At 63.5% G+C, this 14,615-nt stretch carries 13 protein-coding genes; 3 read left to right on the top strand and 10 right to left on the bottom strand.

The features are described from left to right. Positions 1–432, bottom strand: a 432-nt coding sequence (locus tag Q0X85_RS15530) for a chorismate synthase (protein ID WP_297773427.1), incomplete at its 3' end; no start/stop codon positions are given. A gap of 265 nt (positions 433–697) precedes the next feature. On the opposite strand from Q0X85_RS15530, the gene Q0X85_RS15525 reads away from it, so the two are divergent. Continuing rightward, positions 698–2,341 (top strand): ABC transporter substrate-binding protein, encoded by a 1,644-nt coding sequence (locus Q0X85_RS15525; protein ID WP_297773425.1) that lies wholly within the window; start codon positions 698–700, stop codon positions 2,339–2,341. A 352-nt stretch (positions 2,342–2,693) separates the two neighbouring features. Here Q0X85_RS15525 and Q0X85_RS15520 read toward each other — a convergent pair whose 3' ends face one another. Continuing rightward, positions 2,694–3,233, bottom strand: coding sequence for an NADPH-dependent FMN reductase (locus tag Q0X85_RS15520; RefSeq protein ID WP_297773422.1), 540 nt, complete (start codon positions 3,231–3,233; stop codon positions 2,694–2,696). Between the two features lie 186 nt (positions 3,234–3,419). Then, positions 3,420–4,325, bottom strand: coding sequence for a LysR family transcriptional regulator (locus tag Q0X85_RS15515; RefSeq protein ID WP_297773420.1), 906 nt, complete (start codon positions 4,323–4,325; stop codon positions 3,420–3,422). Positions 4,326–4,520: 195 nt separating this feature from the next. Between Q0X85_RS15515 and Q0X85_RS15510 the strand changes: the two genes are divergently transcribed. Beyond that, a complete protein-coding gene (locus Q0X85_RS15510; protein ID WP_297773418.1) occupies positions 4,521–4,964 on the top strand; it encodes a DUF4399 domain-containing protein in 444 nt (147 codons plus the stop codon). 6 nt (positions 4,965–4,970) lie between these two features. Here Q0X85_RS15510 and Q0X85_RS15505 read toward each other — a convergent pair whose 3' ends face one another. The 4 genes from Q0X85_RS15505 to Q0X85_RS15490 form a co-directional block, all read right to left on the bottom strand. Next, positions 4,971–6,998 carry an NADPH-dependent 2,4-dienoyl-CoA reductase gene (locus Q0X85_RS15505; RefSeq protein WP_297773416.1) on the bottom strand — a complete coding sequence of 676 codons (2,028 nt, stop codon included), beginning with the start codon at positions 6,996–6,998 and terminating at the stop codon, positions 4,971–4,973. Positions 6,999–7,083: 85 nt separating this feature from the next. Then, positions 7,084–8,232 (bottom strand): alpha-D-ribose 1-methylphosphonate 5-triphosphate diphosphatase, encoded by a 1,149-nt coding sequence (locus Q0X85_RS15500; RefSeq protein WP_297773414.1) that lies wholly within the window; start codon positions 8,230–8,232, stop codon positions 7,084–7,086. Next, a complete protein-coding gene (locus tag Q0X85_RS15495) occupies positions 8,229–8,963 on the bottom strand; it encodes an alpha/beta fold hydrolase (protein ID WP_297773411.1) in 735 nt (244 codons plus the stop codon). The genes Q0X85_RS15500 and Q0X85_RS15495 overlap by 4 nt, the downstream gene beginning before the upstream one ends. Before the next feature lie 39 nt (positions 8,964–9,002). Continuing rightward, complete coding sequence (locus Q0X85_RS15490; RefSeq protein ID WP_297773409.1) at positions 9,003–10,688, bottom strand: thiamine pyrophosphate-dependent enzyme; 1,686 nt, start codon at positions 10,686–10,688, stop codon at positions 9,003–9,005. Between the two features lie 121 nt (positions 10,689–10,809). Here Q0X85_RS15490 and Q0X85_RS15485 point away from each other — a divergent pair, with 121 nt between their 5' ends. Then, positions 10,810–11,253 (top strand): NUDIX domain-containing protein, encoded by a 444-nt coding sequence (locus Q0X85_RS15485; protein WP_297773407.1) that lies wholly within the window; start codon positions 10,810–10,812, stop codon positions 11,251–11,253. Here the strand turns inward: Q0X85_RS15485 and Q0X85_RS15480 are convergent. The 3 genes from Q0X85_RS15480 to groES form a co-directional block, all read right to left on the bottom strand. Next, the gene (locus Q0X85_RS15480) at positions 11,250–12,098 is read right to left on the bottom strand and encodes a DMT family transporter (protein ID WP_297773404.1); all 849 of its coding nucleotides are present in this window, start codon (positions 12,096–12,098) and stop codon (positions 11,250–11,252) included. The two genes, Q0X85_RS15485 and Q0X85_RS15480, sit on opposite strands and share 4 nt — an antisense overlap. Positions 12,099–12,266: 168 nt before the next feature. Further along, positions 12,267–13,910 (bottom strand): chaperonin GroEL, encoded by a 1,644-nt coding sequence (gene groL / locus Q0X85_RS15475; RefSeq protein ID WP_297773402.1) that lies wholly within the window; start codon positions 13,908–13,910, stop codon positions 12,267–12,269. 51 nt (positions 13,911–13,961) lie between these two features. Beyond that, on the bottom strand, positions 13,962–14,273 hold the full coding sequence (groES, locus tag Q0X85_RS15470) for a co-chaperone GroES (protein WP_050660995.1): 312 nt from the start codon (positions 14,271–14,273) through the stop codon (positions 13,962–13,964). Between the last annotated feature and the right edge of the window lie 342 nt (positions 14,274–14,615).

Raw genomic sequence — 14,615 nt, 5'->3', positions numbered from 1 at the left:
GGCCGCGCGCGCGACGCCGCCCGCCGCGACCCGTGCCGCCGTCTCGCGGGCAGAGCTTCGCCCGCCGCCGCGTGGATCGCGGATGCCATATTTGAGGTGATAGCTGATATCGGCATGGCCGGGGCGAAAGGTGCGGGCGATGTCGCCGTAATCGCGCGAGCGCTGATCGGTGTTCTCGATCATCAGCTGAATGGGCGTGCCGGTGGTCTGGCCTTCATAGACGCCCGAGAGGATGCGCACCGCGTCCGCCTCTTGGCGCTGCGTGGTGTTCTTGTTCTGGCCGGGGCGGCGCTTGTCGAGCCAGTGTTGCAGCATCGCCTCATCGAGTGGCACGCCGGGCGGGCAGCCATCCACCGTCGCGCCCAAGGCGGGCCCGTGGCTCTCGCCCCAAGTGGTGAACCGAAAGAGATGTCCGAAGGTGTTGAGGCTCATGCGCGTTGCTCCTTTGCTGCTCATCTAGCCGTGGCCTGCGCCCGCCTCAAGCCATTTTGGCGGGCATTTGTCGCAAACAGGCGATATGGGCCGGGGAATCGCTATACTCTCTGGCCTCTGACGGGACGTGAAAAGGTGCAAAAACGACATCTGTCCGACCCTGAAAAAACACTGGTGCGGGGAATAATCCCTGCTAACACTGGCACCGGACCTGTCGGAAAGCGACACCGGCCGCCCCGGCCAAAGGCCAACACGGAGGAACACCATGACCCACTCACTTCCCGAAGAGAACGTGCGCCCGATCGTGCGCAAACTGGCCGAGGACACCAAGGCCGGCAAGATGGACCGCCGCGAATTCATCGCGCTCGCCTCGACCTTCGGGGCCTCATCAGCTGCGGCGTATGGCCTGCTGGGCCTTGCTGTACCGACCCCGGCGCAGGCGCAGGAGGGCAAGAAAGGCGGCGTGCTGCGCGTGGCGAGCCGCGTGCTCGAGATCACCGACCCGCGCAAGTTCGCCTGGACCGAGCCGGGCAATATCAGCCGCCAGTTCTGTGAGCCGATGGTGCGCTGGGCGTCGGATTTCAGCTTTCAGCCGATGCTGCTGGAGGGCTGGGAGGTCAGCGATGACGCGCAAACCTACACGCTCAAGGTGCGGCAGGGTGCTGTCTGGACCAATGGCGACGCGTTCAACGCCGATGATATCATCCACAACCTCAACCGCTGGTGCGACAAGGCGGTCGAGGGCAATTCCATGGCCGCGCGCATGGGCACGCTGATCGACCCCGACACCAACAAGGCCATCGAGGGCGCGATCGAGAAGGTGGATGACTTCACCGTGAAGCTGAACCTGCCGCGCCCCGACATCACGCTTATCGCGGGCATGTCGGACTATCCCGCGCTCTGCGTGCATCGCAGCTTTGGCGATGACAGTGATCTGGCACAGGCACCCATCGGCACTGGCCCGTTCGAGCTGGTCTCCATCGAGATCGGCAACTCGGCCGAGGTCAAGCGCCGCGAGGACGACAAATGGTGGGGCGGCGATGTCTATCTGGATGGCGTCCGCTTTATCGATTTCGGCACGGACAATGCCTCGATTGTGGCCGCGTTCGATGGCGACGAGATCGACATCAACGACGAGTCCACCGCTGATTTCATCGAGTCCTATGACGCATTGGGCCTCGTGAAACAGTCCAAGCCCACGGCCAACACCATCGTCGCACGGATGCGGGCCGACAGCCCGCCGTTCGATAGCAAAGAGCTGCGCAACGCCATTCAGCTGGCCTGTGACAATTCGGTTCTTCTGGCGATTTCGATCAACGGCGAAGGCATCCCGGCGGAAAACCATCACGTGGCTCCGTTCCACCCGGAATATGCCGAACTGCCCGCCATCGCGCCCGATCCCGCGAAAGCCATCGAGATGGCCAAGGCGGCGGGCCATGGCGAGACCGAGATCGAGATCATCTCGATCGACGGCGATTGGCGCACGACCACGACCGACGCCATCGGTGCGCAGTTGCGGCAAGCGGGCTTCAACGTCAAGCGCACGGTGATCCCCGGCTCCAGCTTCTGGAACGACTGGACGAAATACCCGTTCTCGACCACCAACTGGGGGCCCCGCCCGTTGGGCGTTCAGGTCTTGGCTCTGGCCTATCGTTCGGGTGAATCGTGGAACGAGTCCGGCCATTCGAACCCCGAGTTCGATGCGCTTCTGGACGAGGCACTCGGCGTGTTCGATGCCGATGAGCGGCGCGAGTATTCGGCCAAGCTACAGACCATGTTGCAGGATAGCGGTGCGATCATTCAACCGTTCTGGCGCAATCAAGCACTGCATCACACCGACAAGGTGAAGGACGTGCAAGCGCATCAGTTCCGCGAGATGCATTACGAGAAGGTCTGGCTTGACGCCTGATCGGGGTTACATTTCAGCAGGCGGGCCGCCCGGATCGGGCGGCCCGTTCGCGTTTGGGTGTGGCGGAGGTGGGCTGGAGCGGACGCGAGAACATCCCGCGCGAATAGCACCGAAGGTGCCGCGCGATCGTCATGCCAGAGGCATGCCTCCGGCATGACGCCGTCCTGCGGCCTGGCGATTTGATGGGGCATGCAACGTGCCGAGGTTGCAATCACTTGGCTAGGATAAAGCGCCCGCACCGGCCGTTGCCTCGCCAGTCCCCGGCCCTGCGACCGCGCGGTACCTTCTGAAGAGGTCACTCAACGTCTGATCAAGGCCCGTCCTGCCCTCTGGTTAGGCGCGGTTGACCGCTCTAAATCACCTCTGCGCGCAGCTTTTCCATACGCTCCGCCAACAGCTTTTGCGAGGTCTCGTCCTTGAGCTTGCCATCCTCGTCAAACGCATTCATCGCGCCCGCGATGAGAACTGCGGTGCCGGGGATGAGCCGCGCCTGATGCTGTGTGAGGCAGGACAGTGCCATGAATTGCGCCGTCTCGCCCCCGGTGCGCCCGGCAGAGGCCGAGACGACGACCGTTGGCTTGTCCTTGAGCGGCCACCCCGGCACGCGGCTGATCCAGTCGAGCGCGTTCTTGAGCACCCCGGTGATACCCTTGTTGTATTCCGGTGAGCCGACCACCACCGCATCCGCGTCCTTGATCTGAGCGACGAGCGCCTGCACCTTCTCCGGCACGCCCTCGGCCTCTTCCAGATCGCCGTTGTAGAGCGGCAGGTCGAGATCGCCCTCGATGACGTCCGCCGGGCCGAACGCCTCAGCCGCCTGAGCCAGAAGCATGCGGTTGTAGGATCCCTTGCGAAGCGAACCCGAGAGCAGCAAGAGCGTTGGATGTGTCATGTATCGACCTTTCTGAACTGAAACGAATTAAGTCATAAACTGGGGCGTTCGCCGCCGCTTGGCAACTGCCACTGCCTGCACAGCGCATGTGCGGCGGAGAAATAGCCCAACCATCCCGCAAAACAAAACCGGCCCGCGATTCCGCAGGCCGGTTCGGGTATGCCAGTGTTGGCAAGGGGTCTGTCGTTACCAGTCCACCGGGCCCTTTTCAGCGAATTGATGGACCAGAAAATCAATGAAGGCACGGACCTTGGGTTGGGTAAAGCGCCCCGGCGGATAGACCGCGTAAATACCCTGCGTCTCGATGGGCAAGTCGGGCATGGCATCCTCGACAAGACCATTGGCCATCGCCTGCGCGTAGAGAAACGAGGGCAGGTACGCGATGCCAAGACCCGAAATCGCGGCATTGAGCAACGACTGCCCGTCATTGACGCTAAGGCCGCCGGCGGTGCGCACCTGACGCTTTTCGCCCGAGGGCGCGGTCAGCTTCCAGACCGCGTTACCGGCTTGGCTGGAATAATGCAGCAGCTTGTGTTCATTGAGATCGTCGATTTTCTGCGGACGGCCATACTTCTGGAAATACGACGGCGCGGCGATCATGCGCTTGGTGGTCTCGGTCAGTTTGCGCGCACGCAGCGTGCTGTCCTCCAGCTCGCCAATTCGAACGGCCATGTCAAACCCCTCGGAAATCAGCTCCACGTAGCGGTTATTGAGCACCATATTGACGGTAATATCTGGAAATTCCTCAAGAAATGATCCCAAAACCGGGCTCAGATGATTGACGCCAAAATCCGTGGCGACCGAGATACGCAAGAGGCCCGAAGGGTCCGATTGCATCGAACTGACAAGCGCATCCGCCTCGCCCGCATCATTCAGAACCCGCAGCGCCCGATCATAATAGGCCAGCCCTATTTCTGTCGGGCTGACGCGTCGCGTTGTCCGGTTGAGCAATCGCGCACCCAGACGGGCCTCGAGTGACGAGACGTGTTTGGACACGGCGGATTTCGAAATGCCCATCTTGCGGGCCGCGTCGGTGAATCCACCTTGGTCCACCACGGTGGCGAAGGCTTCCATCTCGGTCAGGCGATCCATACTCGATACCTCTGGGTTGCGTATTGAGCACCGGTATGTCGCGAAAATCAGGCACAACTGGGGCGGTTGCCCGACAATATCTTGGTTTTTGAAATATCGTTCCCGTCATGGAAACGTGGAAACACTGGCTTTTGATTGTTGATCAACTGCTTTGAGACCCCACCTGTGGTATGGTCGAACAAGGAGGATAGATTCATGATACGCATTGCCACTCTGATTACCGCCTGCCTGCTCTGCTGGAGCGCGCCAGCTCTCGCAGGGGACACACCCGCGCCCGAGGGGGCAGAGGTCTATTTCGTCAATCTCTCGGACGGCGACACCGTCAACAGCCCCGTGACAGTTGTGTTCGGGCTCAAGGGCATGGGCGTGGCCCCTGCCGGGACGGAGAAAGAGGCGACAGGCCACCATCACATCCTGATAGACCGCCCACCTTTGGGCGAAGGACCGGATGGCGCGGATGAATTGAACTATGGCCTGCCAGCCGACGATCACCATGTGCATTTCGGTGGCGGTCAGACGCAGGTGAGCCTTGATCTGGAGGCGGGAGACCATACGCTGCAACTGGTTCTGGGCGACATGAATCATGTGCCGCATGACCCGCCGGTGACGTCCGAGGTGATCACGATCACCGTGGAATAAGCCGCCTCAGAGGGTGGCGGCCAGCCGCGTGCCCTGATCTATGGCGCGTTTCGCATCGAGTTCGGCGGCCACATCCGCGCCGCCGATCACGTGGCAGGTGACGCCCTCGGCCTCGAGCGCGGAGGCCAAGCTACGCTCGCTCAGCTGTCCGGCGCAGAGCACGATGGTGTCGGCCTCGATGAGTTTGGGGGTTTCGCGCGCCTCGCCAAAGCTGATGTGCAAGCCGTGCGCGTCGATGCGTTCGTAATTGACGCCGCTCAGCATCTCGACGCCCTTCATCCGAAGCGCCGCGCGGTGAATCCAGCCGGTGGTCTTGCCGAGACGTTTGCCGGGGCGTTCCGCCTTGCGCTGCAACAGCGTGACCGCCCGCGCGGGCGGCTCTGGCTGCGGGCCCGTGGGGGCTAGCCCGCCGCGCACCTCTGCAGGGTCGCCGACGCCCCATTCCTCGCGCCAGAGCGACAGGTTCTCGGTCGGGCTCTGGCCCTCGTGGACGAGGAATTCGGACACGTCGAAACCGATGCCGCCCGCGCCCACCACGGCGACGCGCTTGCCCACTTTTGCCTTCCCGCGCAGCACGTCGATATAGCTGAGCACGTTGGGGCCGTCCTGCCCGTCGATGCCCGGATCGCGGGGGATGACCCCGGTGGCGATGATCACCTCGTCGAAGCCTGCAAGGTCGTTCGGCCCGACATCCTGGTCCAGCTTCACCTCGACGCCGGTCTCCTGCACCATCACCTCGAACCAGTCGACGAGGCCGTGGAATTCCTCCTTGCCGGGAATGACGCGGGCCATGTTGAGCTGGCCGCCAAGCTGTGGCGCGCGGTCGAAGAGCGTGACCTTGTGGCCGCGCTCCGCCGCCGTGATCGCCGCCGAGAGACCCGCAGGCCCGGCACCGACCACCGCGATGCGCTTCGGTGTGTCGGCGGGCGCGATGGTCAGTTCGGTCTCGTGGCAGGCGCGCGGATTGACGAGGCAGGAGGTCAGCTTGCCCGAGAAGGTGTGATCGAGACAGGCCTGATTGCAGGCGATGCAGGGGGCGATGGTCTGGCTGCGCCCCTCCGCCGCCTTGTTGACGAAATCGGCGTCGGCGAGGAAGGGCCGCGCCATCGAGACCATGTCGGCTACGCCGTTCGACAACAGGTTCTCGGCCACCTCGGGTGTGTTGATCCGGTTCGAGGTGATCACCGGAATGCTCACCTTGCCCATCAGCTTTTGCGTGACCCAGGCCCATCCGGCGCGCGGGACGGAGGTGGCGATGGTCGGCACGCGTGCCTCGTGCCAGCCGATGCCGGTATTGAGGATCGTGGCGCCTGCGCGCTCCACCTCTTGGGCCAGTTGCACCACCTCGTCATGGGTGCTGCCCTCTGGGATGAGGTCGATCATGCTCAGGCGATAGATCAGGATGAAATCGGGGCCCAGGGCCTCGCGGGTGCGGCGCACCACCTCGAGGGGCAGGCGCATCCGGTTCTCGTAAGAGCCGCCCCAGCGATCGGTGCGTTTGTTGGTGTGGGTGACGAGGAACTGGTTGAGGAAATAGCCCTCGCTCCCCATGATCTCGACCCCGTCATAGCCCGCCTCGCGGGCGCGTTCCGCCGCCGTGACGATATCGGCGATCTGTTTCTCGATGCCGTCGTCGTCGAGTTCCGTGGGGGTGAAGGGCGAGATCGGCGACTTGACCGGAGAGGGGGCCAAACATTCCTTGCCATAGGCGTAGCGGCCCGCATGCAGGATCTGCATGGCAATCAGCCCGCCCGCGTCATGCACCCGGTCGGTGACGATGCGATGATTGGCGATATCCTCGGGGGTGAAGAGGCCCGCAGCACCCGGAAACACCCCGCCCTCGCGGTTGGGGGCCATGCCGCCGGTGACCATGAGGCCGACGCCGCCGCGCGCGCGGGCGGCGTAGAATTCGGCCACCCGGTTCCAGTCCCGCGTCTCCTCCAGCCCGGTATGCATGGAGCCCATGAGCACGCGGTTCTTGAGCGTGACGTGGCCCAGATCGAGGGGCGCGAGAAGATGCGGATAGTTGGACATGGCTGACGGACCTCCCTTGGCTGCCCGCATTGATGCCGCAGGCGGGCGCGCTTGTCACCCATGAACGCTGCGTTATACGCCGCCGCTACGAGATGAATCGCCGCGCGACCTCGCCTGCGAGGTAGCTGATCCGCCCACCGGCCAGCGTGGCCATCACCCGCCGCGTCTCGGGCGCAAGGATCACCAGATCGGCCCGCGCACCGATATGCAGCGCACCGCGGTCGTGCAGCCCCAACAGGGCCGCCGGGCCAGCCGAGATCAGCCTCCACGCCGCCGCGAGATCACAGACCCCACCATCAACAAGCAGAAACGCAGCGCGGCGCAGGGACGGGTAGTGATAATCAGAGGCCAAGGCATCGACGAGGCCCATCGCCACCATTTCAAGCGCGCTCGCATTGCCCTTGTGTGAGCCGCCGCGCACCAGATTGGGCGCCCCCATGATAACCGCATCACCGCCCGCGCGCGCCTCTTCGGCTGCGTCAAGCGTCTCGGGAAACTCTGCGATATTCATCCCGCGCGCGCGCGCGACGCGCCGGGCCTCCGATGACGCATCGTCATGGCTGCCAAGGCGCACGCCATGCGCCTGCAACGCGGCGCTCAGCCGCTCCAGCGCAGGGCCGACCTCGGCCATCCGCGCATGCAGCCCTTGAATGAACTCCAGATGTTTCTCGGGGTTGCGACCGATCCTGAGCGCCTGACCCGTCAACCCCTGGGGCCGTTTGCCCGCGTCAAGCGCAGCATGCGGCAAGTGATCGTTGAACACCACATAACGGATTCCGTGACGGGTCACCATGTCCAACACCGCGTCGTAGTCGTCAAGCAGCGAGACCTCAAAGCGCAACTGGGCCTGCAAATCGGTCTCGACCTGCCCGCGCACCTGCGCCAACGCCGACAGCACACGCTCGGCAAATTCGGCGCCGCGCATGCCGCCCTCCCAGCTGTAAAACTGGGCAAGCGTCGCCGTGGTGATGCCGTTGGCGGCAAGCTCCGCCTCGGACGCGATCATCCCCTGATCGAGATCCTTCATCGCCCCCCGGCGCGGAGCAAGGTGCCGCTCGAACCCGTCGCCATGGACATCGACGATACCGGGCAGGACCATATAGCCGTCAAGGTCGATGCGCCGGGGCTGCGGTGCATCTGTGATGGTCCCCCCGCACAGCGACAGGTCGTGCTCTTCCAAGCCGTGATCGCCAAGGACCTGCGCGCCTTGCAACGTCACCGCGAGCGCACTCATGGATTCCGCCGCCCAAACAGAACATCCCCAAGGCTCAGGTCGTGATCGAACCGGCCATGCGCCAGAAATTCCTCGACCTGTGCGATCACCAACGGATTGTTCATCAAAAAGGTATGCGTGACCGGTAGCGTGATATGGTCGGCCATGCCCTCGACCCTCGTCGAGGCAACCGAAACCTTGCCGTCGTCCGGCCCGTCGATCAGGCTCGAGAAATAGGGGTTGAGCGAGCGTGTCCCGGCGATCACGCCCAACTCGAAATCAACAGGCGGCAGGGTCTCGGGCACGCCGCCGGGTCCGGTCTCCAGTTGCAGGCCAGCCGGCCCATTGAGCCAACGAAAGAGCTGAAGCCCGCCCAACTCATCCACCAGTTCGCTGCCATGATTGGGTGGCGCGAGCATCACGACACGGCCCATCTGCGCGGGGCGGTTATCCTTGAGCCAGAGCCGCAACAGGATGCCGCCCATGGAATGCGTGACGAAATGCACGCGCGTCTCGCCACATACCCGCACGGCAAAGGGCAGGGTCTCGCGCGCCAGTTGCTCGATCTCTTCCTCCGTCGAGGGATAATCGGGGCTGAATACGTCATAGCCATTCGCCTCCAGCACCTCCTGGAGAACGACAAAAGACGCATCCGAGCGCGCCAGCCCATGCAAGAGCACCACGCAATCGGCACGCGCCGCAGTGCTCAAGACGCCGAATGCGAGTGTCAGAATGATTGCCACACGAGTCATGCCGGTCACATAGGCGCAAACGTGCGCGGTGAACAGGGCCTAAGCCCCGGACCGCGCCCGCAAGCCGGATGCCCGCATTTCACTGAGCATCACGCGCGGCGTCAGCGCCTCGGGCGAGATCACGAGATCGAGAATCGCCCCGGTGTCTGACGCACAAGCCCGCTCGAAAGCCGCGGCGAAATCCTCGGTGCGCTCCACCCTTTCACCATGAAAGCCATAGGCACGGGCCAGCGTTGCGAAATCCGGGCTCACCATCGTCGTGCCGGACACGCGTTCGGGGTAGTTGCGCTCCTGATGCGCCCGGATCGTGCCGTAAATGCCGTTGTTGAGCACCAGAATGATCGGCTGCGCACTGGCCTGTGCGGCAGTGGCCAATTCCTGACAGGTCATCTGAAAATCACCGTCCCCGGCAAAGCACACCACTCGGCGCTCCGGATGGACGATCTTGGCGGCAATCGCTGCCGGGATACCATAGCCCATGGCCCCGGACTGCGGCGCAAGCAGCCGCGCATGCGGCCCATATTTCAGGAAACGTCCCGACCAGATCGCGAAATTGCCCGCACCGTTCGTGACGATCGCATCGTCGGGCAGCACATCGCGCAAATACGCGGTGACCTTGCCCATATCGACCGGCGAGGGCAGGTCCGGCAGATCGAACCCGGCCTCATAGCCTGCGCGCCCCTGCGCCCGCCAGGTGCCCCAGTCGCCGCGCACTGGCCCGCTTGACGCAAGCGCCATTGCAAACGCGTTGGGCCCGGCCTGAAGGCCCAATTCCGGCTGATACACCTTGCCCAGTTCAAGATCCGAGCCGTGCACATGAATGAGGCGCTGCGCCGGTCGCGGCAGGTCAAAGATCGTGTAGCCATCCGTCGAATTCTCGCCAAAGCGGGTATTGATGGCCAGAACCACATCCGCGTCGGCCAACACCCTGCGCACATTCGGCACCATGCCGACGCCCGCCTCGCCGCAGAACACAGGTGAATGATTGTCGAACCGGTCCTGATAGCGAAAGACCGAGACAACCGGTATGTCAGAGCCTTCGGCGAACTGCTCCAAGGCTGCACGCCCGGCGTCCGACCAGTTGCACCCGCCATAAAGGATGACCGGTTGGCTGGCGCTTGCCAGCATCTCGCGCACCTGCGACACCGATCCCGTGGCCGGTTCAGGCTCCGGGTAATGCGACGGGCCGGCTAGCGGCGCGACCCCGGTCTCGCAGGTCAGCATATCCTCGGGCAAGGCCACCACCACCGGCCCGGGGCGGCCGGTCAGCGCCGTTTTCCACGCCCGCGCCACGAGTTCAGGGATACGCTCGACCTTGTCGATCTCGACCGCCCATTTCACCATGGTGCCGAACACAGCCCTGTAATCGAGTTCCTGAAACGCCTCGCGGCCTTTCATGTCCGTTCCGACCTGCCCGACGAAAAGGATCATCGGCGCGCTGTCCTGCATCGCGGTATGTACCCCGATCGACGCATTGGTCGCCCCCGGCCCGCGCGTGACCCAGCAAATACCGGGCGAACCCGTGAGCTTGCCATAAGCCGCCGCCATGAAGGCCGCGCCGCCCTCTTGACGACACAGGGTGAAATCCAGCCGACCCCCGGTGTCGTGCAACGCGTTCAGCACGGCAAGAAAGCTCTCGCCCGGCACGCCGAAACTGTGCCGCGCGCCGAGCGCCTGCAAACACTCCACCAGCAATTGCCCACCGTCCCGCGTGCTCTTGGTCATGCCCGTTCCTTTCTCGTGTTCGCGGGCAAGCTGACCCATGGCACGGGGCAAAGACAAGCCCCTTTTCAGCCTGCCGCTAGCAGCCTAGGTTTCGGATCGATCCCAGTTCAAAGGTCCGCCCATGCCCTCACCCCGCCTTGCCGCCCGTGCCGTCATTGTCGAACGCGGCCGCCTCTTGCTCGTCAATGCCTATGCAGACGCGCAGAGCACGCTCTGGTGCGTGCCGGGCGGCGGCGTAGATGCGGGCCATTCGCTGCCCGATAACCTGATCCGCGAGGTCCACGAGGAAACCGGCCTGACCATTCGCGTGGGCCCACCATGCCTGGTCAACGAATTTCATTCCCCCGACAACGGCTTTCATCAGGTCGAGATATTCTTTCGCTGTACCCTCGTAGCCGGATCGCTGAGCGACAAGTGGCAGGACCCCGAACAGATCGTCACGCGCCGCCGGTGGGCCACCCAGGACGACATGGCAACGCTGCGGGTCAAGCCCGACAGCCTCATCGATGTCGCCTTCAACCGCGGCATGGGGTACGATCCGTTGGAGATCATTGTCGGCCCCTAGCGTCGCGGCTGTATCACCGAAACGGCGACCCCGCCCAGCACCAATGCACTTGCCAGAACGACCTCAAGGCTCAGCGCCTCGCTCAGAAAAATAACGCCGCCCACCATGGCGATCACCGGGACCGTCAGTTGTGCAACCGCCGCAACGGAGGCCGCCAATCTTGGCAGCACACTGTACCAGAGCGCATAGCCCAGGCCGGATGTGATCGCGCCCGACACGACGGCGAGCACGATCCCCTCCGCGCCCAGCGTCACGCCCCCGACGCCTTTTGGCACAAGCCACCCCACGAGAACCCCGACCGGGGCCGCGAGAACGAAATTCGCCGTCGTCGCCATCAGCGCATCCCCCGCCTGACGCCCGGTCAGCGAGTAGACGCCCCAGCCAACACCGGCGGCGGCCATCAAGAGCCCATGAACAACGCTGACCTGCGGTCCGCCTCCGGGCCAGAGCAGCCATGCCAGCCCGCCAAAGGCCAGCCCGGCCCCGATCCAGCGCCGCGCGGGCATCACCTCGCGCGCCATCAGGCCCCCGGCAAACATGGTCATCTGCACGACACCAAAGAGAATGAGCGCCCCCAGGCCCGCGTCCAGCGCCCGATATGCCATCGAAAACCCGTAGAGATAGATCAACAGCGAGAGCACCCCGGCCAACCGCCCCGGGCCGAACAAATGCAGACGTCCGCGCAAAAAGAGACACAAGAGCGCCAGCATCGCCGCCCCCGAGACCAGTCGAACAACCCCGAAACTGACCGCATCGATGCTGCCACCGGCCAGCGCCATCCGATTGAGCACCGAATTGGCGGCAAAGGCGATCATGGTGAGGACGGTCAGGGATATCAGGCGCATGCCCCAGTGCTATCCGCTCATGCCGCGCGCGTACAGTCAGACTCTTGTGAAGACATGCGGTTTCAGCGTTCTTCAAATACTCATGTCACACCATCGACACCAAGGATCTGCGGACAAAAAAGGGGCCGCCCGAAGGCAGCCCCAATCGCATCGGATAATGCGGACAGCTTACATCATGCCGCCCATGCCGCCCATGTCGGGCATGCCGCCGCCGCCGCCGGCGCCTTCTTTTTGCGGCTTGTCGGCCACCATCGCCTCGGTGGTGATCAAGAGGCCAGCGATCGAGGCAGCGTCCTCGAGAGCGGTCCGCACAACCTTGGCCGGGTCGATCACGCCGAACTTGAACATGTCGCCATATTCATCGGTCTGCGCGTTGTAGCCGAACTTGAGGTCTTCGCTTTCGCGGATCTTGCCCGCGACAACCGAGCCGTCGACACCGGCATTCTCGGCGATCTGGCGCAGCGGCGATTCGAGCGCCTTGCGCACGATGCCGATGCCAGCGTTCTGGTCGCTGTTCGCACCGGTCAGACCGTCAAGCGCCTTGGCGCCTTGCACGAGGCTGACACCACCGCCGACGACGATGCCTTCCTGCACGGCAGCGCGAGTGGCGTTCAGGGCGTCATCGACGCGGTCCTTGCGCTCTTTCACCTCGGTTTCGGTCATGCCGCCAACGCGGATCACGGCCACACCACCGGCGAGCTTGGCCACGCGTTCCTGCAGCTTCTCACGGTCATAATCCGAGGTGGTTTCCTCGATCTGCGCGCGGATCTGAGACACGCGTGCCTCGATTTCCGCCTTCTCGCCATGGCCGTCCACGATGGTGGTTTCGTCCTTGGTGATGTTGACGGTCTTGGCGCTGCCCAGCATGTCCATGGTCACCGACTCGAGCTTCATGCCCAGATCTTCCGAGATTACCTGGCCACCGGTCAGGATCGCGATGTCCTGCAGCATGGCCTTGCGACGATCACCAAAGCCCGGTGCCTTGACGGCCGCGATCTTGAGGCCGCCGCGCAGCTTGTTCACGACGAGGGTCGCGAGCGCTTCGCCTTCGACGTCTTCGGCGATGATCAGAAGCGGCTTCTGGCTCTGGATCACCTGCTCAAGCAGCGGCACCATCGGCTGGAGGCTCGAGAGTTTCTTCTCGTGCAGCAGGATGAGGCAGTCATCGAGCTCGGCGATCATCTTGTCGGAGTTGGTCACGAAATAGGGGCTCAGGTAGCCACGGTCGAACTGCATGCCCTCGACCACGTCGGTCTCGGTCTCGAGGCCCTTGTTCTCTTCGACGGTGATGACACCCTCGTTGCCGACCTTCTGCATCGCGTCGGCGATCTGACGGCCGATTTCGGCCTCACCGTTGGCCGAAATGGTGCCGACCTGTGCGACTTCTTCAGAGTTTTCGACCTTGCGGGCCGCGGCCTTGATGTGCGCGACGACCTTTGAGGTCGCGAGATCGATACCGCGCTTGAGATCCATCGGGTTCATGCCCGCGGACACGGCCTTGACGCCCTCTTTCACGATGGCCTGAGCCAGCACGGTGGCGGTGGTGGTGCCGTCGCCGGCCTCGTCATTGGTGCGGCTGGCAACTTCTTTCACCATCTGCGCGCCCATGTTCTCGAACTTGTCTTCCAGTTCGATTTCCTTGGCGACAGAGACACCGTCCTTGGTGATGCGCGGCGAGCCAAAGCTCTTTTCCAGCACCACGTTGCGGCCCTTGGGGCCGAGCGTCACCTTGACCGCATCGGCCAGGGTGTTGACGCCCTTCAGCATGCGGTTGCGGGCGTCGGTATCAAATCGTACGTCTTTAGCAGCCATGTTCGGATACTCCTGATATCTTGTTGTTCCGGGTCAGACGAATCGCGGCGTTCAGGCGGCTTTTGCGGCCTGATCGGCGTCGATGATGCCCAGAATGTCGCTTTCTTTCATGATCAGCAGCTCTTCGCCGTCGATCGTCACCTCGGTCCCGGACCATTTGCCGAACAGAATGGTGTCGCCGGCCTTCACGGCCATCTCGATCAGTTCGCCATTGTCCTTGCGCGCGCCGTCACCGACGGAGACAACCTGGCCCTGCTGGGGCTTTTCCTTGGCGGTCTCGGGGATGATCAGGCCCCCGGCTGTTTTCTCTTCGCTTTCAACGCGGCGGACAAGCACGCGGTCATGCAGCGGTTTAAATGCCATCTCTGAGGCTCCTTGGCTCAAAGTTACTCCCTATTGATCCCTACTCGGGGATCGTTGGCACTCCCCTCGGGCGAGTGCTAACGGCGCATAGGTAGGGATCGCGCATAGCCGAGTCAACACCCCTGATCTCTAAAATCGTCGGTGTCCGATCAAGGCTGCTGGGTCGGCCTGATGCCGAGCCGATGTCAAGGTCGGGATTTGGCCTGGAGCGGACATTGATTGAAGCACCTGCGCGGAACAAGGCCGAAGGCCGCCGCGCATCGCCGTGCCGCCCCCCGGCGCGGCGATTTGGCTGCAACCTGTTCTGCGCTCTGATGTTTTCCGGGCTTGGCTGGCATTAAG

The sequence above is a fragment of the uncultured Roseovarius sp. genome, assembly GCF_947259555.1.
Lineage (GTDB): Bacteria > Pseudomonadota > Alphaproteobacteria > Rhodobacterales > Rhodobacteraceae > Roseovarius.
Note: the sequence above shows the minus strand (reverse complement) of the source record. Positions and strands in the feature narration are given on the sequence as shown.